Source organism: Proteus sp. G2626 (assembly GCF_009915985.1).
Classification (GTDB): Bacteria; Pseudomonadota; Gammaproteobacteria; order Enterobacterales; family Enterobacteriaceae; genus Proteus; species Proteus vulgaris.
In genome coordinates this window covers 210,351-234,830 of the sequence record NZ_JAABNH010000026.1, presented here as the reverse complement: position 1 = coordinate 234,830, position 24,480 = coordinate 210,351, and the positions used below count along the sequence as shown (strand labels likewise).

25 protein-coding genes are annotated in these 24,480 nt (G+C 34.0%); 11 read left to right on the top strand and 14 right to left on the bottom strand.

From position 1 onward, the window contains the following. Nucleotides 1–25 precede the first annotated feature (25 nt). Entirely contained in the window at nt 26–436 is a 411-nt protein-coding gene (locus tag GWJ05_RS12130) for an acyl-CoA thioesterase (RefSeq protein WP_036935672.1), read from the top strand. 231 nt (nt 437–667) lie between these two features. Here the strand turns inward: GWJ05_RS12130 and GWJ05_RS12125 are convergent, their stop codons facing one another. The 5 genes from GWJ05_RS12125 to GWJ05_RS12105 all read right to left on the bottom strand — a co-directional run bounded on the left by GWJ05_RS12125 (nt 668) and on the right by GWJ05_RS12105 (nt 6,038). Further along, the gene (locus tag GWJ05_RS12125) at nt 668–985 is read right to left on the bottom strand and encodes a hypothetical protein (RefSeq protein WP_036935670.1); all 318 of its coding nucleotides are present in this window, start codon (nt 983–985) and stop codon (nt 668–670) included. A 134-nt stretch (nt 986–1,119) separates the two neighbouring features. Continuing rightward, nucleotides 1,120–2,862, bottom strand: coding sequence for a YadA-like family protein (locus GWJ05_RS12120; protein ID WP_036935668.1), 1,743 nt, complete (start codon nt 2,860–2,862; stop codon nt 1,120–1,122). Between the two features lie 405 nt (nt 2,863–3,267). Beyond that, nucleotides 3,268–3,897, bottom strand: coding sequence for a CatB-related O-acetyltransferase (locus GWJ05_RS12115; protein WP_036938939.1), 630 nt, complete (start codon nt 3,895–3,897; stop codon nt 3,268–3,270). Nucleotides 3,898–4,150: 253 nt separating this feature from the next. After that, nucleotides 4,151–5,242: an NADH:flavin oxidoreductase/NADH oxidase gene (locus GWJ05_RS12110; RefSeq protein WP_036935666.1), complete on the bottom strand. Its 1,092-nt coding sequence runs from the start codon at nt 5,240–5,242 to the stop codon at nt 4,151–4,153. A gap of 457 nt (nt 5,243–5,699) precedes the next feature. Continuing rightward, nucleotides 5,700–6,038: a DUF5713 family protein gene (locus GWJ05_RS12105; RefSeq protein WP_196725702.1), complete on the bottom strand. Its 339-nt coding sequence runs from the start codon at nt 6,036–6,038 to the stop codon at nt 5,700–5,702. A gap of 149 nt (nt 6,039–6,187) precedes the next feature. Between GWJ05_RS12105 and GWJ05_RS12100 the strand changes: the two genes are divergently transcribed. The 3 genes from GWJ05_RS12100 to GWJ05_RS12090 all read left to right on the top strand — a co-directional run bounded on the left by GWJ05_RS12100 (nt 6,188) and on the right by GWJ05_RS12090 (nt 9,688). Then, a complete protein-coding gene (locus tag GWJ05_RS12100; RefSeq protein WP_036935662.1) occupies nt 6,188–6,919 on the top strand; it encodes a hypothetical protein in 732 nt (243 codons plus the stop codon). A 699-nt stretch (nt 6,920–7,618) separates the two neighbouring features. Next, a complete protein-coding gene (locus tag GWJ05_RS12095) occupies nt 7,619–8,284 on the top strand; it encodes a response regulator (protein WP_036935660.1) in 666 nt (221 codons plus the stop codon). After that, nucleotides 8,285–9,688 carry an ATP-binding protein gene (locus tag GWJ05_RS12090; protein WP_036935658.1) on the top strand — a complete coding sequence of 468 codons (1,404 nt, stop codon included), beginning with the start codon at nt 8,285–8,287 and terminating at the stop codon, nt 9,686–9,688. A gap of 80 nt (nt 9,689–9,768) precedes the next feature. Here the strand turns inward: GWJ05_RS12090 and GWJ05_RS12085 are convergent, their stop codons facing one another. Together GWJ05_RS12085 and GWJ05_RS12080 are read right to left on the bottom strand one after the other, a co-directional pair. After that, the gene (locus tag GWJ05_RS12085; protein WP_082239453.1) at nt 9,769–10,098 is read right to left on the bottom strand and encodes an AzlD domain-containing protein; all 330 of its coding nucleotides are present in this window, start codon (nt 10,096–10,098) and stop codon (nt 9,769–9,771) included. Next, nucleotides 10,095–10,757: an AzlC family ABC transporter permease gene (locus GWJ05_RS12080; RefSeq protein ID WP_123822299.1), complete on the bottom strand. Its 663-nt coding sequence runs from the start codon at nt 10,755–10,757 to the stop codon at nt 10,095–10,097. Before GWJ05_RS12080 ends, GWJ05_RS12085 begins: the two co-directional genes overlap by 4 nt. Nucleotides 10,758–10,841: 84 nt before the next feature. On the opposite strand from GWJ05_RS12080, the gene GWJ05_RS12075 reads away from it, so the two are divergent. Continuing rightward, nucleotides 10,842–11,402 carry a helix-turn-helix domain-containing protein gene (locus GWJ05_RS12075; RefSeq protein ID WP_036935652.1) on the top strand — a complete coding sequence of 187 codons (561 nt, stop codon included), beginning with the start codon at nt 10,842–10,844 and terminating at the stop codon, nt 11,400–11,402. A 97-nt stretch (nt 11,403–11,499) separates the two neighbouring features. Here the strand turns inward: GWJ05_RS12075 and GWJ05_RS12070 are convergent, their stop codons facing one another. After that, on the bottom strand, nt 11,500–12,354 hold the full coding sequence (locus tag GWJ05_RS12070; protein ID WP_036935650.1) for a D-amino-acid transaminase: 855 nt from the start codon (nt 12,352–12,354) through the stop codon (nt 11,500–11,502). 196 nt (nt 12,355–12,550) lie between these two features. Between GWJ05_RS12070 and GWJ05_RS12065 the strand changes: the two genes are divergently transcribed. Continuing rightward, nucleotides 12,551–13,129: an HdeD family acid-resistance protein gene (locus tag GWJ05_RS12065; protein ID WP_036935648.1), complete on the top strand. Its 579-nt coding sequence runs from the start codon at nt 12,551–12,553 to the stop codon at nt 13,127–13,129. A 103-nt stretch (nt 13,130–13,232) separates the two neighbouring features. On the opposite strand, the gene GWJ05_RS12060 is transcribed toward GWJ05_RS12065, so the two are convergent. Next, complete coding sequence (locus GWJ05_RS12060) at nt 13,233–14,855, bottom strand: hypothetical protein (RefSeq protein WP_087802129.1); 1,623 nt, start codon at nt 14,853–14,855, stop codon at nt 13,233–13,235. 592 nt (nt 14,856–15,447) lie between these two features. On the opposite strand from GWJ05_RS12060, the gene GWJ05_RS12055 reads away from it, so the two are divergent. The 4 genes from GWJ05_RS12055 (at nt 15,448) to GWJ05_RS12040 (ending at nt 20,903) form a co-directional block, all read left to right on the top strand. Next, nucleotides 15,448–16,704 (top strand): mechanosensitive ion channel family protein, encoded by a 1,257-nt coding sequence (locus GWJ05_RS12055; RefSeq protein WP_115370760.1) that lies wholly within the window; start codon nt 15,448–15,450, stop codon nt 16,702–16,704. Between the two features lie 357 nt (nt 16,705–17,061). Continuing rightward, on the top strand, nt 17,062–19,494 hold the full coding sequence (locus GWJ05_RS12050; protein ID WP_087802128.1) for a DMSO/selenate family reductase complex A subunit: 2,433 nt from the start codon (nt 17,062–17,064) through the stop codon (nt 19,492–19,494). 11 nt (nt 19,495–19,505) lie between these two features. Then, on the top strand, nt 19,506–20,123 hold the full coding sequence (locus GWJ05_RS12045; RefSeq protein WP_036935639.1) for a DMSO/selenate family reductase complex B subunit: 618 nt from the start codon (nt 19,506–19,508) through the stop codon (nt 20,121–20,123). Nucleotides 20,124–20,126: 3 nt separating this feature from the next. Further along, nucleotides 20,127–20,903 carry a dimethyl sulfoxide reductase anchor subunit family protein gene (locus tag GWJ05_RS12040; protein WP_036935637.1) on the top strand — a complete coding sequence of 259 codons (777 nt, stop codon included), beginning with the start codon at nt 20,127–20,129 and terminating at the stop codon, nt 20,901–20,903. Nucleotides 20,904–20,973: 70 nt separating this feature from the next. Here GWJ05_RS12040 and GWJ05_RS12035 read toward each other — a convergent pair whose 3' ends face one another. Further along, a complete protein-coding gene (locus tag GWJ05_RS12035; protein WP_036935636.1) occupies nt 20,974–21,516 on the bottom strand; it encodes a DUF924 family protein in 543 nt (180 codons plus the stop codon). Nucleotides 21,517–22,213: 697 nt separating this feature from the next. On the opposite strand from GWJ05_RS12035, the gene GWJ05_RS12030 reads away from it, so the two are divergent. Beyond that, nucleotides 22,214–22,393, top strand: coding sequence for a GhoT/OrtT family toxin (locus GWJ05_RS12030; protein ID WP_036935633.1), 180 nt, complete (start codon nt 22,214–22,216; stop codon nt 22,391–22,393). Between the two features lie 442 nt (nt 22,394–22,835). On the opposite strand, the gene GWJ05_RS18810 is transcribed toward GWJ05_RS12030, so the two are convergent. From GWJ05_RS18810 to GWJ05_RS12015, 4 genes are all read right to left on the bottom strand, one after another. Then, nucleotides 22,836–23,084, bottom strand: coding sequence for a phage gateway protein (locus GWJ05_RS18810; RefSeq protein WP_413686725.1), 249 nt, complete (start codon nt 23,082–23,084; stop codon nt 22,836–22,838). 217 nt (nt 23,085–23,301) lie between these two features. Continuing rightward, nucleotides 23,302–23,751 carry a lysis protein gene (locus tag GWJ05_RS12025; RefSeq protein WP_103004582.1) on the bottom strand — a complete coding sequence of 150 codons (450 nt, stop codon included), beginning with the start codon at nt 23,749–23,751 and terminating at the stop codon, nt 23,302–23,304. Further along, the gene (locus GWJ05_RS12020) at nt 23,748–24,152 is read right to left on the bottom strand and encodes a structural protein (protein WP_087802125.1); all 405 of its coding nucleotides are present in this window, start codon (nt 24,150–24,152) and stop codon (nt 23,748–23,750) included. Before GWJ05_RS12020 ends, GWJ05_RS12025 begins: the two co-directional genes overlap by 4 nt. After that, on the bottom strand, nt 24,145–24,453 hold the full coding sequence (locus GWJ05_RS12015) for a phage holin, lambda family (RefSeq protein ID WP_036935628.1): 309 nt from the start codon (nt 24,451–24,453) through the stop codon (nt 24,145–24,147). Before GWJ05_RS12015 ends, GWJ05_RS12020 begins: the two co-directional genes overlap by 8 nt. Nucleotides 24,454–24,480 lie beyond the last annotated feature (27 nt).

Below are 24,480 nucleotides of genomic sequence, written 5' to 3'. Positions count from 1 at the left end.
TCAAAAAGAAGAAGGCTTAATTGTTATGTCTATCTCTGAGTTATCTCCTGAACTACAAGATAAAATTAAAAATTCAGTTACTCGTGTTTCTAAAGTTATCTTTCCAACCACAACAAATCATCACTCAACACTCTTTGGTGGCACTGCATTAGCTTGGATGGACGAAGTCTCATTTATCACCGCAACACGCTTTAGCCGTAAACGTCTCGTCACCGTTTCAACTGAAAAAATTAATTTTAATCACCCTATTCCATCAGGCACAATTATTGAACTAGTCGGTGAAGTTATTCGGGTTGGGCGCACCAGTTTAACCGTTAATGTCTCTATTTTCCTTGAAGACATGTACGCTGAAGGACGTGAAGAAGTGATCCATGGTCAATTTAATTTTGTGGCCGTCGATAATGCCGGTAAACCGACTCCATTATTTGATAAATAATCTCTTATAACGTGTACAATCTCTCTTTTGGCCCGCCTTAATTAAAAAACACATAGTTTTTATTACGTGGTAAATTATTCTGCGTAATAACAAGACATTAAAATAATTAATTTAAATGGGTATTTTTCAATCAACGATAAATATTCAATAAAATCAAATGGTAATAAGATTACTAACACGTAAGACAAGAGTTATCCACAGTTAATGTGGATAACTGTATACAATAGAGGATCAGAGAACACAGATCTTGCTAGCTGAAAATTCAATCTGACAAACCGTTAATTTCATTCCTATTTTTGCACTTTCGGCAATAACAATATCAACAGAGTGTGAATATCGTCGCCCCACTTCAAGGGCTAATTCAATAGTAGGTTCAATTAGCAATATTGCACCAATATCCTCAATATCAACAGAAATATCAGCAAGCGATCTTATTTGAATGATTTTCTTCATTTTATTTTTGGCAATTTCTGTCGCTTTATCTATTGTCGCTTGATTTACTCTTACTTGCTTTTCAAAACACCCACCACCTGAATAAAGATAGATCATAATTTACTCATCATAAAGAACAAAGGTCGTTACCCTTATTATTCAAATTGGTGGCATAAAAGCCACTCAATTATATAAAAAAGACAACGACCCTATTTCTCATTTTATTCTAAACAACGTAATACAATAAATATTTACCAACCATAAGAGACACCACCTCCCACAACACCACGATCTTCTGTATTCCATGAAGCTGAAACACGAATAATTGCACTTTCTGTGATTTGATATTGAGCACCTGTTGCAAACGCATTAGCATCACGATAATTACCAACCCCCACACCTAAACTAAAAGTATGGTTAGTCACATAGGGAATATTTGCCATTGCTGCGACAGAGGCTATACCCGCGCTTGCTCTTTTATCTACTTTATCGATTTTATTATCCATATTTTTAAGTGCGATATCGTTATCAATAAAAATATTCTTAATTTTATTATTGGTATATTCGTTAGCAATAGAAATAGAATCATGTTTCGCATTCTCTATATATTCCTTCAATGATTCATCTCTATCATTAATAATATTATTAGTGATATTAATATACTCGCTTCCCTTTTGAGTAATATACTTCTCACGTTCTTTTATTATTTTTTCATTATTTTTACCAATAAGCCCATTCACCCCAGAAGTAATTTTACTAATTTCTATATCAGTATAACTATTCGCTTTTTTTTCTGACGCTTTTACTTTTCCTTCTGTTGAATTTGTAATTTCATCTCTTATATTACTAACATGTTCAACTATTTTTTTATCATGTTCATTAACTTTTAAATCAGTATATTCTTTGCCACTATTTTCAATTTCAATAAATTTATTACTTGTATAATCTTTAATATTACTTTCAGATTCAAGGATTTTATTATTAGTATGTTCTTCTATTCCTTCCTTTATATCATTAACTTTATTATCAGTATAAGATTCAATACCTTCTTTCATTTCTAAAAACTTATCTTCGGTATAAAGATAAAATTCTTTTTTTTCTTCATTGATATAATTAACAATATTATCTTGATGTTCGTTTAGTTTACTGTCGGTATAGTGATTTGATTTTTTATTTGAATCTTCAGCTAATGCTTTCGCCTTAGATTCACTCTGTTTTAATACAGCTTCATTTGCTTTTGAGATATCTTCTTGTATTAACTTATTATTTTCATTTATTTGAGTTGTTGTTTCTTTAATAAGAGTACTTTTTTCCTGCTCAATCTTATCGTAAATAACGACATTATTATCACTAATATGCTTATCCGTTTCAGTAAGAATATTATTTTTTTCTTCTTTCAATTGAGAAACATTAACCGCATCTGTATCTTCAGTTCCTGCTGCAACATTAATAATTTGTCGCTGGTTTTTGTCACTACCTATTGATAAAGTATTATCACGATTATTACTACTTTTATCACCTAATATAATAGCATTACTTGCTGTTCCAGATGACTTACTACCAATAATAACCGAATTATCAGCGCTATCAGCGAGATTGCTTCCGCTACCTAATATAACTCCATTTTCAGCATTATTTATTGCACCTTTACCAATACTAATTGCATCCTTACTTTCACTATAAGCTTGAGAACCAATAGAAAGTGAACCTTCACCAATGGCCATTGCACCACTTCCCAATGACAACGCATTGTCTCCTATTGCTGTACTTTTATGGCCTATTGCAGTTGCATTTTCACCTTCAGCACCTGCATTAGCGCCAATCGCTGTTGATTGATCAGAATGTGCCCATGTATTATATCCAACAGCTGTCGATTCATTACCATCTGCTTTACTATTTCCACCTAACAACGTGGTATTATTGGCATAAGAAAACGTAGATGAAAATAATATAATAACCAATAGTTTTATCTTGAAATTTATATTTCGAATCATACCTATATTACTCCATAATTAATAAACTCATATATAGAGTAATATGTATTTTATTTTTTACACATTATATATTTTATAAAATAATTTAATACCCTTCAAAAACTCTATTAAAAATAAATAATAACATTATTTTATAATTATAAAGTCAATAAAAAAACAAATCACAGCATTTTATTTTCAAAATAAAATCAATCACTAAAGAAAAAAAACAGAAATAACAAAAAACAAGAACAAACATTAATTTTTAAAAAAGTAATTTTTTTATAAAATTAAAACTTTTTAAATTTGAGATAAGGATCATATAAAAAAACAACATTATTTTTATGCTTTGATAATATTATAAATTTATATTACAACAATATCTAAGTAAAAGCCCCTAAACATATTTATGTTTAGGGGATCAGTTTATTCAATAAATTTTTCTTCCGCGATTAATAATTTATCAATTGATGATTGACATAAATAAGGCCTGAGAGCTTCAAATTTTTTCTCTGACCATTGATAAATTTTTAACGATAAAAGTTGCTCAATCACATTGGGCTCAAAACGGTACTTAAGGTGTTTCGCTGGTGTTCCACCGATAATACTATAAGGTTCCACATCTTTAGAAACAACACTATTAGCAGCAACAATAGCTCCTTCACCAATAGTGACCCCAGGCATTATCATTGCACGCATTCCTATCCATACGCCATCTTGAATATGGGTATCTCCCTTACCTATATAAGCCTCTTCAATTTTATCCATAAAAGGATAAAGAGAGAACCAATCCATACGATGAGTATGATTTCCCCCCATTAATATGATGGCTTGTGCACCGATACAGACATAATCACCAATATATAATTTATCAATTTCCCATAGTGGCTCCCATTGCAGGCTAATTTCATCACCATGAAGATAGCGCACAACTGAAGCTTCAAACCCCTCATCCCAACAATCACTGTAATAACTGTGTTGTCCTTTGATGATAATATTTTTATTTTTTACTGTTTCATGCAGATATTCTACACGCGACCAATGTTTATTTTTCATAATATGACTCGCTATAAATAAATGAGTCATCAAAGAATGCTTAATTCTCTGATGATGTGTGCGCATTCAAAACACATCACCTTAAGCAATCCTAGGTTGAAACAATAAAGGATTTATTTTCATTTCATTCTACGATCCACGTTCCCCATTCAATAAATTTATACTCACTATTATTTGTATTATCATAAATATGCTCAAAAAAACCATGGATAATTAACATAACACTTTATAATTATCCATGGCTTAAAAATAACTATTTAAAAAAGTCTTTACTACCATGAGGCGCACAACGTAAATATTGAGGTGCAACTTTTATAGTCTGCTTAAGTTTTTCCGCAGCATGCCAAGGCCAACGAGGATCATATAAAATCCCTCGCCCTAATGCGATAAAGTCAGCTTGCTCTGTTAATAAAATAGCCTCAGCTTGTTCTGGCTCTGTAATAAGTCCGACAGCGATAACCGGCAGTTGTGTTTCGTTATAAATAGCCTGAGCAAATGGTACTTGATAATTAGGACCTAGCTTAATATCTTGCTTATCTGATAATCCACCGGAGGAAACATGAATGTAATGGCAACCTAATTCTTCAAGATGTTGTGTTAAAGCAACAGCGCTTTCAAGGTCCCAACCGCCTTCAACCCAATCTGTTGCAGAAATTCTTACACCAACACAAACATTATCAGAAACCGCATTTTTTACACCAACAAAAACATCCGCTAATAATCGACAACGATGATTAAAATCACCGCCATACTGATCTGTTCTATCGTTTGATAACGGAGATAGGAACTCATGCAACAAATATCCGTGAGCGCCATGAATTTCAATAACATCAAAACCTGCTAATTCCGCTCGTTTAGCGGCATCAATAAAGGATTGCTTTATCTCTTCAATTTCGTCAATAGTCAAAGCATAAGGCTGATGGTTTTTTCCAAATGGAATTTCTGAAGGTGCAACTTTTTGCCAACCATGAGGAGAATCTGGCGCAAGCGACGCGCCACCATTCCAAGGTAAATCAGTTGACGCTTTACGCCCCGCATGAGCAATTTGTATACCAATTTTAGCAGAGGAATATTGTTTAATATTATCGACCAGTTTTTTTAATTCACAACCATGCTGATCAGACCAAATTCCTAAATCTTTATAGCTAATACGGCCTCTCGGTTCTACTGCGGTCGCTTCCACAATCACAAGTGAAGCGCCAGATAATGCAAGCTGTCCATAATGCATTGTGTGCCATGTTGTCGGATAACCATCTTGTGCCGAATATTGGCACATAGGCGCAACAATAATACGATTATCTAACTGGTGGGGGCCTAATTTTTTAGGGGAAAACAACAAACTCATATAAAGCCTCCTGCTATCAATAAGAATTTATGCAAAGAAAATCACTTTGCTTATAAATAAAAGAATTAAATATACAAGTTTAAGGCTATCGGATCTTACCCATCAAGGCGATGCCCAACTTCACATTGTGATGATAAATAACCCACTTATAAGTTATTATTTATTCTTAGCTAAATTTAATAGTTATTAAAATATGTGAAGTTATTCAATAAATTATCACATTATTTTAATTTTCTACAGCACAATTAAGGTCTTATTGAAAGAAATAAAAATAAGACTGTAGGCGAATGCATTAATAAACATTTCTTCGTTAATTAAATTATTCTCATTATCATCTAGATAGTAAATGATGTGATATAAATACACGTCACTTTGAATTTGTATAAATTTTATTTATTTAAGAAAATAATTAAATTTAATGAAAATGAGAAAACATTATCTTGTTTTCTCATCATTTTTACCAATCTCTTGTTGCTATTAATTCTTCTATATCAGCATCTTCAAAACCATATTCATCAGCAATAATACCGAAATCTTCCGCAATACACTCTCTTGCAACAGTCTCAATATCACTCCCTTCTTCACAAAACTCTTCTGCAAGATCATTAAATTGCTCTGTCGTCTTTTGAGTTAGAATATAAAGTTCTGCTAAACTTTTAGGCGATGTTGCTTCAATTTTTAAACACAGTGCTTTAAGTAAAGCTTGTCCTTTTTTTACAAGATGGGCTGGATAATATCCATCATTTTCCATCTCATTTAAAAAAGCGTGTGAGGCTAAAATCGAATTTTTAATCATTATACAATCCTATTTAAGTATTTACCTTAAAGACATGAAGCTATACACGCCCTCTTTCTGGCAAAACAGATTACGTTTTTTAATTAAATAATGAGTTTCTGTTACACTAAACTTATACAACTTTACTAGTAAATAGGCAATAAAGTAAAATGACTAAAAAAACACAAATAATATTTCTTTTTTTGACTATTGCTCTGCTTTCTCTCTTTATTTTTAATTCTTCTTTTAAATCCTCACCTTTAGCAACATGGCAGTTTTATGGCAATAATGGTGAATATATTACAGGCCATTACTATCTACCCGAAAAAAACAGTACAACAGATTCCGTAATTTCAATTCCAGAAATTTCAGAAAAAAATGGATTGAGAATAACACAATGGAATAGTTGTCATTTAAAATTAACTAACAATAACAAAATATTGGCTATCTCTTATTTTAAAAATGGCCTTATTCAAGCCTCATTATCTACAAATAGTCCAATTTATATGCCTTTAGCAGAACTTAATTTTTATCGGCCTGATGATATGCACTGGTCGATAGCTCGTTTAGCTGATGGAACTTATAAAGGTTGGATTTGGGATAATATCGCTAATCAGTTAATCCCTGTACATTATCAATCTGATAGAACAACATTAATTACAGGCACTAATTATACATTGATGCCAAGTAGTTATTGGCTATTTCAGCGTTGGGGAAATGGAATATTATTGGAAGAATATAAATTAGATGACTTACCTATAAAAGATAACTTCATTCCAGAGAATGATAAACAACGTCTAGAACAAGCAAAAATAGAATTTCAGAATATAGCAAATGATTTAACAAAGCCGTTAAACTTGTCATTTGATTTAAACTTATGGAATAACTCATTTTGTGAGTAATAATTCCTATGGGAAATGCTCCCAGAGGGATGGGAGCATTTCTGACACAGAATGATTTAATGTATACTAAATAACACCATCTAATTTCATATAAAATCCTTTTAATAAAAATTAAATTCCTTTTAAAACACGAAACTTCTATTGCAAGAGTATAGATGAATAGAGTAAGTAATTTAAATCTAATAAATTGTTGCACAACATGGGTATATTAAATCTATTTTTTTATTTCAATAAAAGAATAAAGCATCATTTTAATAGACATATTAATCAATGAAATTAATTTTTTATATTTACTTTATGCTAAATACACAACTATATTTACTTACTCTTAAGTAGAATTATATTCTATTTTAAAATAGCAAGTGTCTTAGATGAATCATTTACGTTAGCGTAGCATAATAGCGTGAAAAATATATTAGTTAAAATGAATTAATAAAAACAATTCTATCTTAGCTCATCTTTTAAATTTAACATTAAATTCCTTGGAATAACAAAGTAGAACAATAGTTACCTTAATAAAGTGATTCATAATAATACTTTCTTTTTAAAATCATTTATTTTTAGTAAAAAAACATATTAAATAAAATTTTATCTTACATTAAGAGTTCATTAATCAAACTTGACTTTACATTTTATTATATTGCTCAATTTTTGTTTGGCTCTTATACTTTCTTAAGACGATTTTAGATAGGTATTATTATGAATATTTTGTTGGTTGAAGACGATTTACAACTCGGTAAAGCACTTTGTCGTGGGCTTGAAATTGCTGGTTTTCATCCATGCTGGGTTAGATTACTTGCTGATGCCCGTGTTCAACTGAGCCAGCGCCCTTTTGATTTAATGTTATTAGATTTGGGTCTACCTGATGGTGACGGACAAGATGAACTTATTTCACTTAGAAAAAATGGTGAAAAAATCCCAATTATCATTTTAACGGCCCGTACTCAAATCGACAATTTAGTACAAACATTAGATTCTGGAGCTGATGATTTTTTACCGAAGCCTTTTGCTATGCCAGAACTTATTTCTCGCGTAAAAGCAGTTAGCCGTAGAATGGCGGGTTTTTCATCACAAATATGGTCTATTGGTGATTTACAGCTTAATCCAGCAAACCACCAAGTAACCTTAAATGACGAGCTTCTTTTATTATCAGGTAAAGAATATCAATTGTTATATGAATTAATGCGTAATACTGACAACGTGGTGCGTAAATCAGAGTTAGAGCAACGCTTATTTGGTTTAGACGATAAAATTGAAAGTAATTCCCTCGAAGTCCACATGCATAATTTACGCAGAAAAATAGGAAAAGAACGTATTATCACCGTACGTGGTGTGGGTTATTTATTAAAAAAAGAAGCTAACTAAATGAAGATCCGTTCTTTCTTTATTTACACTATTGTTCTTCAGATTATCTCTATTGTTATGCTCTGGGGAGTATGGTTAGCGTGGATACAATTTGATTATCTTGCTGAATTCGAAAATATTTATAATAAACAGCAAGAAATTATCGCTAAAGGTTTTGCTAATACCCTAGAAATTGTTGCTGACCAACCTGAAGTGCTCAAAGAAATCGCACATAACTTACAAGGTATGTATATCGACGCTATGCTTAATGGTGAAGATGATGAATTACAATATTTACCTTGGTTTATCGCCTTAGATGAAAATAATACCCTAATTTATACTAATCGCCCTGAATTACCCATCCCTACAAGAGTCCTTTCATTAGCATCAGAAAAAGTTTCTGTCGCAGGAGAAAAATGGATACTCTCTTTTAGCTGGGGAGACAAACATAAAATAAAAGTGTTTATCGGTGAATCCGTTGAAGATAGAGGTCATGTTATTGGTAATCCGGTTGAAGGAACATTTGTACCTTTTTTATTTATACTTGCAACGGTTATTTTGGCCATTTTAATTACCGCTTATTTTAGTTTACGTCCATTAAGACAAGCCGCAGAACTTATTTCTAATCGCAGACCTCGTAACTTAACCCCTATTAATGTCAGTCAGCAATTTAAAGAAATACGTCCAATCTTTAAAGAATTAAACCAATTAATGGCAAGAATTGATACAGCTAATATTCGTGAAAAACAATTTATGGCTGATGCGGCTCATGAATTAAGAACACCTATCGCAGCCGTTATTGCCCAACTACATTTACTCTCTTTAGTTGATGATCAACAAGAGCGTGAAGAAATTATTGATGATATGAAACAATCGCTTGATAGAGCAGCAGCCCTTTCTCATCAATTAATTGATTTAGCGCGATTAGAATGTGATGATTTTCCTCTTAAAATAGAAACACTTGATATCTATAATGTCATTGGTAATGCAATAGCGCAACGTGTCCCATACGCAATTACTAAAAATATCGAATTATCACTAAATGAGGGGCAGTCTTTAACGCTTAAAACAGATAAACAGGCGTTACTCTCTATTTTTAATAATCTACTTGATAATGCTATTAAATATTGCCCTAAAGGTAGCCAAGTAGAGATCACTATTGAAAATAAATATGCTGAAGGGGTTAACGTTATTGTGCGTGATAATGGACCTGGGGTGGCAAAAGAACATATTAATGCCCTCTTTTCTCGTTTTTATCGTGTACCTGGATCTAATGAAACAGGTAGTGGCTTAGGTTTATCTATTGCTCTTAATCTCGCAAATAAAATTCAAGCATCATTAATCGTAACTGAAGGGATTAATAATAAGGGGATCGGTTTTATTATTGCGCTACCACGAGAACCCCAATCATCAGAAAATGATTAATCATCCATTAACGAATAAAATCTATTAAAAAGGAGGTATAAATACCTCCTTTTTTGATTACCATAACGTTAATAATAAATTTATCCCCAAAGACGTATTAACCAACGTAACCCTGCTGTCACTATTGCAGCGCTTAGTACAATCATAATAAATGGCTTTTTTTTCCAAGTGAGAACACCTGCCACACCGACACCAATAATTTTTGATATATCAGCGAGTTGATTACCATCAAAAAATGTCGAAGTCATTGCAACTGAGAATAAAATAACAATGGCCGATAATGAAAGTATCTCTTTTACGCGAGGAGAAACTCCCGATTTACTGTTAAGTAATATTCCAGAAAGACGCATAGCATATGTGCCAACCGCGAGAATAATAACTCCTGTAATAATAGATGCTGTGGACATTATATTCTCCTTAACACAAATAACACGCCTAATAGCGATAATAAAACGGGGATCCCAACAGGGAGGAATAATGTGGTTGCGAGTGCAATAATGCTTCCTATTATTGCTGCATGGCGTGTTAGTTTATTTTTTAATGCTGGTAGACTTAATGCGAGAATGATGGCTGGAAACATCGCATCTAGCCCTAACATCTTTATATCTACAATAAATGACCCTAAGTAAACACCAAGCATGGTTCCTAAAGGCCAAACCAGAAAAATACTCAATCCACACGCCCAAAATGCGCGTTTATTTTGCTCTGCCGTTCGTTGAGATAAACCAAATACAACACTTTCATCATTTAATATATGAAAACCTAGTAATGACTTAAGCCCTTTTCCGGGTAAATCTTTTACCGCCATACTAAATGGAATATGTCGCGCATTGACCATTAACCCAGCAAGTGCTGCATAAATTGCACTTCCTCCCATCGCCACAACACCAATAAAAAGAAACTCAGAAGCGCCAGCTAAAACAAAAATGGATAGCACCAATGGCACCCAAAAATCAAACCCTTGAGTATGAGCTAAAGCACCATAAGAAATACCTACAATGCCATCGGCTAATGAAACAAGCAGAATGTCTCTAAGTACGTTATTATCAAGGCGACTGTTAATTTGCATAGAATATCGTATTTTTTATTGAACATATCGTTCATTATGTTGAACGATATATTTTTTTGCAAGATGATTTTAAAGGAAGCTATGATGTCATCGCCTTGTGCGCCTATTGAAATTATTTCTCAGGCTCTAGCTCGAGAGAGAAAAAAAGCGGGCCTTTCGCTTGCTGAAATTGCAAGACGAGCAGGTATTGCAAAATCCACATTATCTCAATTAGAAGCGGGCCAAGGAAACCCAAGTATTGAAACACTCTGGGCGATTTGTGTTGCATTAAATATTCCCTTTTCTCAACTTATTTCAGCACCACAATCTGAAGTTAAAGTTATTCGCAAAGGTGATGGTTTTAAAATTAGTGCAGAGAAAGCGTATTATCATGCTTTTTTACTGTCTTCCTGTCCTGTGGGGGCAAAACGCGATATATACACAGTGATTGCTCAACCAGGAAAAGACAGAGTGTCAGATCCCCACAGTAAAAATGTGACTGAACATATTATTATAATCAGTGGTAGTGCAATAGTAGGAACGCTAGATAATCAACAAGAATTGCAACCCGGAGATTATATTTGCTATCCCGGAGATGTTACTCATGTATTGCGGGCATTAGAGCCAGATACAACTGCAGTAATGATTATTGAACATCATAATTAACCTCACGAAATAATAAATTTATCGCACTGTTATATTGCAATAAAAATCAGAAAACAGTGCGATAACTTTTACAAGTACCTTTTTATCCAATAACTCATTATTTCTGAATCGCTTTATCGAGGTAAATTTGACGTAAACGCTGCGATAAAGGCCCTACTTTCCCCTGATTGATAAGCTCATTATCTACTGAGGTTACTGGCCAAATCAATGTGGTTGCTGAACTAATAAAAGCTTCATTTGCATTTTTCACTTCATCAAGTGTAAATAAACGCTCAATAACTTTAAGGCCTTTCTCTTGCGCTAATTGAATAATAGCCTGACGCGTAATACCAGGCAAAATACATTGACTCAATGGACGAGTAATAATTTCATTATCATAATTGATAATAAAGAAATTACTTGAGCTTCCTTCAGTGATATAACCGTCTTTTATTAAAATAGCATCGTCAGCGCCTTGTTGATGAGCATGGTGTTTTGCTAAACACGCAGCTAATAATGACACTGTTTTAATATCACAACGCTGCCAACGAATATCATCAACACTGATCACCGAAATACCTTTTTTTGCATTAGGGTGATTAATTATGGTGGAGTGCTGAACAAAAGCAACTATTGTGGAAGGAATTGATGAAGCAGGAAAATCAAAAAAGCGAGATGAATCAGTACCTCGGGTTATTTGTAAATAAATAAGCCCTTCATGAAGATGGTTATTTTTAATAAGTCGCTGATGAACATTAATTAACTGCGCTTTCGTTATAGGAAGGGATAATCCTAATTCTTTGCACGAACGCTGTAAACGTTGAAAATGCCCTTCGAAGTCAATGAGGTGACTATCAATCACTGCGGTAACTTCATAAACCGCGTCTGCAAATAAAAAACCACGGTCAAAAACAGATATTTTAGCCTGTTCTTTAGGTACAAACTGATTATTTAAATACACAATATCAGACATTTTACCTCCGTTATAACTTTTATTAACATTTAATCTTAGCTCACTACCTTACTCCTTCAACTTTACATTTCAAAAGTGATTACTCACCTTCTCTACTCCTTTTTAATTATAGTTTTATTTAAAGAAGTCATGTTATATAAGCAAAAATTGCTATAATTTAACTTATGTTCCATATATTAAGGATAAAGAGGTTACTATGTTAGATATTAATAAGAATAATTTATCTCAGCTAACAGAGAAACTGGTTAAAAAGCAATGTACCTTAATGAATATTATTGCCACATTAGGCTTCATTGCAGGTTTTATCTGTATTATTAACCCTCTCTCTTCTGGTGTTGTTATCAGTATATTACTGGGTGTCGTTTTCTTTGCCTGTGCAATATCCAGTATTATTGGCGGGTTCAATTCCCAAGTTTCTTCAGGTTGGTCAATGCTCATTACGTTATTAGCTGGTTTTATTTATCTTTTACTTGGCTATATTTTTATTACTGACCCACTAAACGGTATGCTTAGCCTCGCTTTTTTTATCGGCTTTCTCTTTATTTTTGCAGGGATATTACGTCTAAATATTGGTTTCAAACAAATCAAAGATAACTTTTATGGCTGGTTTAATATCTTGGCGGGATTTTTGGATTTAGTGATTGCTTATTTCTTATTTGCTTTCGGTCCTGAAACCTCAATAGCATTAGTTATGGCATTGATTGGTATACAACTGATTTTAAGCTCTATCACCATATTATCGATAACGAGTGCAATAAAAAGAATGACACGCTAATTTAACTATACGGTAATAATATTCTTATTTGTTTTATCGAAATGAAGAGCCACATCATGTGGCTCTTGAGCAGGAAGACTATTCTTTCTGTTAAACAGAGGTCTTAAGCACAAGGTAAGCGCAGAGATACCGTATACATATTTTCCCCACAAAGATAACAATTCCCTGTATTTTCAAATATCATCACTTGGATACCTAATTGTCCGACTTCAATATTCGGTAGTGCATCAGCCAAAATACTTTCTAATGCAGGCTCTAATATTTCAACCATATTTATAGGTTCATTATTTGGTGTTGTATCATGTAAGAAGTTACCTAAACGAGGATCATCTGCATAGATTTCAAGTGTAGAACGATACACTAACGTTCTTTCACTGCCATTCACTTTAGAATAACCATTAAAAATGATAACCATTTTTTGGATATGCATTTTTGCAACACGATTTTTAATTTGTAAGCATAAAGAAGGTACAAGCCTAATATTGACAGAGTTAAAATAACGATCGCAAATTTGTGGAATAGTGACACTAATGCAAGGTTTAGGCGCAATATTTTTAATTTGCTTACTACACTCTCCTGTCAAAGAATTATCAACAATAATACGCTCTCGGCGAGAAAAACAGATATTATCGAATATATCAACGGTAAAGAAAGAGATGTAATGAATACCATTTGTTAATGCTTGATTTTCCAATCTAACAGAAACCGCGGATTTATCAGTACAAGGCAACATTTTTAATTGGTCATTAAAATAAAAACCAACTTGAGTACTTTCACTAATATCTCGTCCTAAAATAAGATTGGCATTCACACAATAATTTTCACTGTGATAACTTAAAATCCCATTTAATGTTGCTGGTACTTTCGGAGAGGGGAGCTTCTCCGTTGTGATTTCAACATAATAATCTCTTGATTTCACTGGCTTAGTGGGATCTTCACTATTTTCAGATTCAGCATGAAAAATAGCAATTTGTTTTGGCTCACTCTTTTTAAATTTAACTTTAAAATTCGCGATACCATATTTATTTGTTTTCCCTATATTTATCTTCTCGCCATCAGCATTATAAATTTCGGGTTCAACGCCAAGTGTACTATTATCAACATCGTAGACTAATTTAACTTCTTTATTTGATACATCTTCCCCCTCATGATCTTGTAAATGAACAACAAAGCTTTTAGACACGCTTTCCCATTTACTTGGCCACTGCATAGACTCCGAGCGTATCGTCAATAAATCATCAAATTGCTCACAGTTAGTCGCAGTACAATCAGTACTAGGATTAGGCTTTGGAGGCGTAACACGAATTTGTATTGGCGTTGCGTAATACACGATACTTTCGTCATCTTCATCTTTTAGTATCAATTGTAATGACGCCACCCCATTACGATTTCCTGTTAAAGAGATCTCTGTTTTATTGTTATCAACAATCGTAATGTAGACATCTTTATTATTAGGCAAAATTAAAATTCCTTTAGGGCTGGTACGCCATTCTGCCAAACGTAAATTGATCCCCGTTACAATAACTTCATATTTGATGACTCGATTCATTTTTACTTCATTATCAACTTCATCAGGGGATTCTTTGACCTGATTAAATTCAATCTTCACATCTGCGTCAATAACGGCTTGAGCCTGAGTACTATAGGCAGGAGGTTGAAACTCTAAAATTTCTTTCTCGCCTTGTAATATTTTCTGCAAACGCTCTTCTTTCGTTTCGATATTCATTGAGTGATTTCCTTTCTTTTTCCGATTCCATTTTGAGCTTAAAGCAAAAAATTTCAGTGAAAATCACAATAGAAAAAAGTCAACTGAGCATTATTAACAAACGAAAATAAAAACAATTAATAAACAATAAGATAAAGAAATTTACGAGTAAGATAGCAACGATTAGATAGACAAAAAATGCGTTTGATATAAAAAATAATTTAAAATTTAAAATATTTTTGCATAAAGCTATTGACTGTTATGAGAATGTGATTAAAATCAATCTTAGAAAATATTTGTGACACAAATCACATTTTATTAATAGGATACTTAATATGAAATCAATGACTTCTTTTATTACTCACTTGCACCAAGTTGTTGTACAATTATCATCAACTCGCTTGCTTTAAGCATTTAATTTAAAATAAAAATAGAAAAGCCAGAAGTAGCACCCTCATCGCAAAAAGACTATTTCTGGCTTTTATTCAATACACTTCTTTTTTCTGACCTCACTCTTCCGCGCATCTTTCGTAACAAAAAATTCACCTCCTTGAACTAAGATCTCTTTTCTGTACTCTTAATGCACAACACATATTAATTATGAGGATATTTTATGCAGCAGCAACTGCTTACATGGATACGTCAATTCAATGAGGAATACGCTCAAATCGCTTCTCTATTACTTGTTTTGGCTATTATTTTCCTTGTCGCCCTTGTTCTTCATTTTATTTTGCACAAATTAGTCTTACCTCGAATTTCAAAAGCCGTCAGTCAATATGATCAAAAATGGCAACTTTCGTTAGAAATAAACAAATTATTTAGTCGTTTTGCTTTTTTAATCCAAGGTATCGTTGTTAATATTCAAGCACTTGTTTGGATGGGCGCAGGTAAAACACAAGAAATTCTTACCACCAGTGCTCAAGTTTGGTGTTTAATTTTCGGCTTATTGATGCTTTTCTCTATTATGGATCTTTGCATGCAGATTATGAGAAATTCGTCCTCTTTTGGCCGATTACCATTAAAAGGTATTTTTCAAAGTTTAAAACTTGCTGCTTCTGTCCTAATTGGGATAATGATTATTTCCCTGCTAATAGGCAAATCCCCCCTAATTTTACTCAGTGGTTTAGGGGCAATGACAGCCGTATTAATGTTGGTGTTTAAAGATCCCATTATGGGATTGGTGGCTGGTATTCAGTTATCCGCAAACAACATGATAAGCCTAGGTGATTGGTTAGAGATGCCTAAATATGGCGCTGATGGTGCAGTTATTGATATTAGTTTAACTACTGTTAAAGTTCGTAATTGGGATAACACCGTTACCACCATCCCAACTTATTCACTTATTTCAGATTCGTTTAAAAACTGGCAAGCAATGACAAAATCAGGAGGGCGCCGTATTAAACGGAGCCTCTCACTTGATATCAATAGCATTCATTTTTTAGATAAAAAGCAAATCGATGATTTAGAAAAAGCACATCTGCTGGCACCTTATATCAAAAATAAAGAAAGTGAAATTAATGACTTTAACGCGGCGTTAGGCAATGAAAGTCAAGTCCCATTGAACCAGCGCGCCATGACTAATATTGGTACTTTTCGTGCTTATGTTGAAGCTTATTTAAAAAATCATCCCAATGTACATAAACAAATGACAATTATGGTAAGACAGTTAGCACCAACGTCTGATGGCCTTCCCATTGAGATTTATGCGTTTACCAACACAACGGTTTGGGTACAATACGAAGCAATCCAATCAGATATTTTTGATCATATTTTTGCTATTTTGCCTCAATTTGGTTTAAGAGTGCATCAATCGCCAACAGGAAATGATGTAAGAGCACTCAGATTACCTGTAGAAAATAACCTGCAATAAATTATTTTTATCTAAAGTCATAAAGGAGATACATTCTCCTTTTGGCTTTTTGTATTAACAAATATTTTCAACTTTTTATTTTGTTATCATATTAACAATCTTGTTTTATTGGTAATCACCTTAAAACGATATGTTATTTTTTATATTCCGATTAATTGCTAAGTCCTATTTGTTTGATATTTTATTTACCACTAAAGTGGTATTTATCAAAAAATGTAACCATTTGTTTAATAATTATTTTTTTAGATAACGTTATTAACATTTTTTATATTGATATAAATCATTATAGGTAGAAGGGTTATAACTTAACATAGATATACAACTTTACTTGTTGTGAAAAATGTTAGGGTAATGTCAATGTCAAAAATTAAAAATAACACTTCTATTACTGAAATGAGTCGGCGTGGATTCATTCAGTCTGCAGCCGTTCTTTCTGGTGCTGCAGCCGTTGCAGGAACGGTTTCATTACCATTCGCTGCTCATGCTCAAACCCCCCAGGGTATTCGTCCTGATGAGACTTCAGAAACTATCAAATACAGTGCATGCTTAGTGAACTGTGGTAGCCGTTGCCCATTAAAAGTTCATGTGAAAGATGGCGTTATTCGTCGAATTTCTAATGAAACTATGTATGACGATTCAACATTTGGTCTTCACCAAATTCGCCCATGTCTACGTGGTCGTTCTGTACGTTGGAAAACGTATAACCCAGACCGTTTAAAATACCCAATGAAGCGTGTGGGTAAACGAGGTGAAGGTAAATTTGAACGTATTTCTTGGGATGAAGCAACATCAATCATCGCCGAAAAATTAAAATACACCATTGAAAAGTATGGTAATGAAGCAATTTATTACCAGTACGGTACAGGCTCTACTGGTGCAAACTTACACGGCAGAACCGCATGTAAACGTTTATTAAGCACTGTAGGTGGTTTTTTAAGTGACTACGGTACTTATTCTTACTCTCAATTAACAGGTATCGTCCCTTACGTTTATGGCGATATGCTGGAATCGCTGTTAACAGAAATTGAGAATTCAGATCTCGTTGTGATGTTTGGTCATAACCTTGCTGAAACACGTATGTCCGGTGGTGGCCAGTTCTATGAAACGCTAAATGCGTTAGATAAGAGCAAAAGTAAAGTTATCATCATCGACCCTCGTCGCACTGACAGTGTGACAACACTGGGTGCCGAATGGATCCCTATTTATCCTGGTACTGATGCGGCATTAGTCGCTGCATTAGGCTATGTGATGATCCAAGAAGGTATCACCGATGAAGACTTCTTACGTGAATATTGCGTTGGTTGGGATAAACAAACACTCCCTGCATCAGCACCTGAAAATGGCTCTTATAAAGATTACATTTTGGGTAATGGTCCTGATGGCATTGCAAAAACCCCAGAATGGGCAAGTAAATTAACGGGTATTTCTGTTGCACGTATTATCCAATTAGCACGTGAAATTGGAGGCGCAAGAGCTGCGTGGATATCTCAAGGCTGGGGGATCCAACGTACTTCAAATGGTGAGCAAGCCTGCCGTGCGATTATGATGTTACCATTAATGTCAGGTCATATCGGTCGTCCTGGTACAAATACCGGCTGTTGGGGTGGGAACGTGGCTTATCCTGTTGCAAGCTTCGCTCTACCTAATCCTGTAAAAACACTGATCCCCACTTTCATGTGGTCTGAAGCCATTGCGCGTGGTGAAGAATTAACCAGCAAAAATGCAGGTGTCAGAAATAAAGATAAACTCGATACTGGCATTAAATTTATGTGGTGTTATTCCAGTAACGTGATTGGTAACCAACACGCTGACCTGAATAAAACCCATGATTTACTGCAAGATGAATCAAAATGTGAGTTTATTTTAGTGTGGGATAACCACATGACACCTTCTGCAAAATATGCGGATATTTTACTGCCAGATGTCACAACAGTTGAAACCAACGACCTTATCAATAACTCTTACGCCAGTGGCGCTTACCACTATGTTGTCCGCTTACAAAATGCGATTAAACCACTTTGGGAAAACCGCCCTTGCTATGATGTCTTAACCGATATCGCAGAAAAAATGGGTACCAAAGCGCAATTTACAGAAGGTCGGACTTACGAAGAGTGGATTGAGTATTGTTATAACCAAATGCGAGAGAAAAACCCTGCATTACCTACCTTTGCAGAAACCAATGATATGGGGATTATCGATCGTAAATTACCAAATCGTAATCAATACGTTGCACTTGAAGCATTCCGTCAAGATCCTATCGCTAATCCATTAAAAACAGCGTCAGGCAAGATTGAAATTTATTCTGAAAAATTAATGCAAGATACCGAAGGCTGGATTTTACCTGAAGGTGACCGTATTCCTGCGATCCCAGAATATTGTAAGAATGAAGAAGGCGTTGAAAACCTTAAGCTTAAAACCAAATTCCCTCTGCAAATGACAGGTTTCCACGATAAAGGTCACGTTCACTCAAGCTATTATAACGTTGCTATGCTACGTGAAGCTATCCCTCATCAATTCTGGTTAAATCCAATTGATGCACAAGAACGTGGGTTAAAATCAGGCGATATCGCTGAAATTTATAACGAACGTGGTCGCCTAAATATTCTTGTCAAAGTGACTGATCGTGTATTACCTGGTGTGATTGCAGTACCGCAAGGTGCATGGCGTTCACTTGATACAACAGGTGTAGATACCGGTGGATGTATTAATACATTAACAAGCTGGCACCCATCGCCGTTTGCTAAAGGAAATCCACAACATACAAACCTTGTTGAAGTGAAACGTGCATAAGGAGTTAACTCATGAAGCAATATGGTTTTTATTTTGACTCCACAAAATGCACTGGCTGTAAAACATGTCAAGTCAGTTGCAAGGATGAAAAAGATTTAGATTTAGGCCCTAAATTCCGTCGTGTTTATGAATATGGCGGTGGTAGCTGGGCGAAACAAGACGGGATCTGGACACAAAATATCTATAGTTACTATTTATCCATTTCTTGTAACCATTGTTCTAATCCAACTTGTGTAGCAGGTTGCCCAACAGGGGCCATGCACAAACGTGAAGAAGATGGTTTAGTGGTTGTTAACCAAGATGTTTGTGTTGGTTGCCGTTATTGTGAATTGCGTTGTCCTTATGGTGCACCACAATTCGATGAGAAGAAAAAACTCATGTCTAAATGTGATGGTTGCTACGAACGTGTAGCACAAGGCATGAAACCGGTCTGTGTTGAATCATGTCCTCAACGTGCATTGGATTTTGATGATATTGAAGTGATCAGAGCAAAACACGGCACTGAGTGTGGTATCGCACCTATGCCTGATCCTAGCCTGACCAATCCCAATATCGTTATCAAAGCTCACAAAGAAGCAAAACCTTCTGGTGATAAAACTGGCTCAGTTCAAAATGCGGCGGAGGTATAAACCATGCATGAACTTCCTCTAGTCTTTTTTACTGTTTTAGGTTCTTCAGCAGCAGGCCTGTTTCTTATTGCTTATATCAGTAAAAAATTAGGTCAAATTGATGAGAACCAACTACGTAATGCCAATATCCTCGCGCTGATACTAATGCTGGTGGGTTTAGGCATTGGTGGATTACACGTGGGTCAGCCACTGCGTTTTTTCAATATGCTATTAGGCGTTGGCCGTTCTCCAATGAGTAACGAAGCGTTCCTAAGTGGTGTGTTTACAGGTTTTGCTTTTGTCACTGTTGCACTCACTATAATGAAAAAATGGAAAGGATTACGTGAAATTTGTAATCTGTTTACTGTTGTTTTTGGTCTAGCATTCGTTTGGTCAATTCCGCAAGTTTATCATATTCCAACAATTGCTAACTGGAATACTGATTACACTACACTGCAATTTTGGATGACCCTCTTAGTGGGTGGTGGCGTACTGGCAATGGCAACAGGCGCAAGACGTTTAGGCGCATTGTCCTTTATTATCGGTGCCATTATTACTTTTGCTACACGCTCCGGCTATGTTAGCTTCTTAGGCTTTACCGGCCCCGAGCTTAGCGCGGATCAATCACTATTTTGGGGATTCCAATTAGCAGTATTAGCATTAGGCGTGGTGATCGTTGGATTTACTGCTGTAAAAGCTCAAGCATCAAAAATGACGCTGGTAACTTGTGCTGCAGCGGTCATTATTGCCGAGTTATCAGGCCGTATCGCCTTCTATAACTTATGGCATATTACGATGTAATCTTGATTTACTTACATATTAATCTATAAGTAACAAAATAAAATGCATACCTTTTTAGGTATGCATTTTTTTAGAATGAAGAGCCCGGTTGTTGTAAAAAGGCTAATTCTTCTGGCGTAGATGTCCGGCCTAAGATTTCATTACGATGAGGATAACGACCATATTTATCAATAATTTCTTTGTGTCTTAGTTCATATTGATACGTATTTTCATCATTAAGCTGAGAAAATAATACAACCGCATCTTGGTGTATTTTACGTGATTCTGAATGCATAAATGGCATTATCATAAATTTACGTTTAACGGGTGTTAACGTCAGATATTCAGGTAAACGAATGGCTTCTTGTGCTAAAATTAGCGCCATATTATCTTGTGCAAAGGCTTTTGGTGTATCACGCCAAATATTACGAGAAAATTGGTCAAGAATAATAATTTCCGCTAAGCGCCCTTCTATCGTTTCACGCCATGATGCAAGTTCACCACGACTTGCGCTTAAACATAGCTCACCAAATCTACGATTTATTTCTTTATCAAACTGCAGATCTTTTTTAAACCATTGCTCTGGAGTGCATTCTTCAAACCAAAACGTCAAAGTTGATTGATAAGGGATCATAAAACCACCACATTCTTTATCTATTTATCAAAACAATATTTATTTTTATTAAAATAAATATCATTGACGGGTTGTCACATTCAATAAGTTAACATGTTACTATAACCATCGCTATAAACCCCTATCTTAAATAGACATAAAAAAATAAATCCCCTTTTGTCTTTAAAGAGGATTTAAATTGCTTCCTAGCTAACGCTTAACTCCATTAAGTCGCGCCATCCATAAGCCAATTGATCTACAATATGTATAAAACTGTATTCCATTTATTTTTTCATTTGTCGATACCAATTTTTAATATCATTATTGCGTTTGCTTTTTGAACAACATATTTCCCCCGCAATCATTCTTATCTTGCCTTAAAAATCAGCATTCGAAAATTTTAATTTTTATACTAAAACTACTAAAAAAAATCCAAGGCCTCTTATTTAAGCTTTTAAGATAAAGGTCTAATGACAATAAAAATTTTAAATAATAACCATTAAAATCAATCCACTACAACTATTTTTTACTTTTATAATTTTAAATTTGTTACTACCTTGTGTCATTAAAACCCAAGAAAACTAGCGATCAAAAGTGAGATGAATGTTTAAAAATCACACATTCCTTATGACATTTATCGAAAAATTTGCCCTATTCCTCTGTTTATTTAACAATTTTGGAGTACAATCGCCACAGTCTATTTACTGAATGATTCGTTATGTCTGCTATCGCTATTATTGGAATAAGCTACCTTATTGGAGCTGTGATCTCGTTTATTATTACTTTCTTTTTAACGAAAGATCCCAGTCTTGCTATGCGCCTTCTCAGTGCATTATTAATCGCACTCACTTGGCCACTTAGCTTCCCTATGGCGCTTATTTTTTCTATTTTCAGCTAGTTCTTAACATTATATTTAATAAACATAGTTATATTCTATTAAATTAGAATAATGACTATTTACTGTTTTAAATTTAAATTATAATTTCATTAAGTAATATTAGTATATTGTGAATCATATTTATTTTATAAAATAGAGAACTGTTTTTATAATTATCGCTAAAATATGTTTAGTGATAATGTCATTGCTGATATTATCTATTAGATTAAAGAGAATTTAATGAAAGAGGTGAATGACTATATTCCCATGGGAATTGATAGTGATAATAAAATAAGATAAAACAATTTCGTTAAAAATAATTTTCTATTATTTTTTACTTCTATTATTCAATCTATATTAAAAATAGATACCTGCTGTTTTATAGCTATTTAAATTTTGATTCACGCCAATTAAAATAGCTGACCATTAAAAATATCTTGCGATGTTACCGTAACATCTCCACTTAATGGCTTATAATATCGGTCGCTCGCTGTATACCAATTCCCATTTTTCTCATTGATTCAACAAAAGACAGCGAGTTAATAATCATTCGAGTCATTCTAACTAAATCACCTGCTGTTAAATTTGAATGTTGTTTAATAAAACCTTGAAACTGGAATGTTAATTCAAACAGTTTTTGTTCTTTATGATTTGCATTATTACCTTGAATATTATAATTTATTTTTTGCCAACCTTGGCCAACTTCCTTTATTGGAAAAAAATAAAAAGGTTACTATCTTTTATTTTTTTCCGGATGAAAAGCAGCAATAACCTCAACACTAATATTTGCTGAGTTAAATTGTTTTAATAGTTGTTCACGAATGGCAATATTAATATCATTATCTTTCATTTTACCTCCTTAATATAACTCTCCTTTTATTTAAAAATTAATTAGTTATTTTTATTTCATCAGTCGTATAAAAATATTTTCAATTAATACACTCTTGGCGAATATAATCCTGTAAACCTAAAATGATCTGTTCTGACTTCGCAATTCGTTCTCTGAGTAACCAATAATTTCGGATAGCGGTGCCAGTAGGTCTGGCGGCGTTTGCATCATCCAAGCTGGAGGAGGAAGTAATTGGCGCTTTGGGACACTCTGCGTTGATGTACACCCGCTCAGGTGTACGCTCACTAATATCACGCAACCGACCAATTTCATTTTTCGCATGAACAAGTTCCTGTGTATGTTGATTATCAAGTTGATTAAGTCGATTAATTCTTAATTGATAATCTTTATTCTCTGCAATTTTTTGAATAAGAGATTGATAAATATCATCGTATTCATTTTTCAAAGATATATTTTTATCAATTAACCAAAATAATCCTATACCTAGACATAAAATTGTTATTAGCATTATTTTTGATAAATAATTCATAATAGCAACCAAGCATCGTCAAAGACTTTTTTGGAATAAGGTTGATAGCCAAGTTCAATATTAACAATCGCTATTGCTAAAGGAATAGTGACATTTTTTAATCGGGTATTAATAGGAGTATCAATTTCAATACCTATTTCTTTTGAGGCACGATTAATATAGCCTATTGTATTATTTTCGTTAGGCGGAGCATAACGATGAATAATCGTTTTAATCGTATTTAAGCCATATTTTTTTTGATAGGTTTGTAATAATTTGTAGATAGCTCGTATTCCATATTCGGGCGAAATAAATTGGCAAAAATCTTTATCTGTTTGTTCTACAGATAACCCTTGCCATTGTGAACCATGCCGAATATTACCAGGATTATTATTACGCTCACCCCGTGCTATTTTAGCCATTTTTAACTCCAGCTCTTCCTTTGAGAAGTTTACTCACGGAATCCACGCCAATATAGCCAATAAAAACACTGGCTAAGTAAGCAAACTCATGATTAATATTAAATAAAATGAGAATATCTTTAATAAACCAAGCAAACATTGCACACATCAACCCATCTATAGAGGTTTTTTTCCATCCTCCGCCGTTATATAAACCTCGAAGAATAGCCATTCCTCCAGCTAGAGAGGCTGATATCCCTTGTTCTTTCATTGAAGAAAGAACAATAAATATCTGTTCCCATAGATCTGGATTTTCTTTCATTGTTTCTCACGGCTTACCTCCAATAGG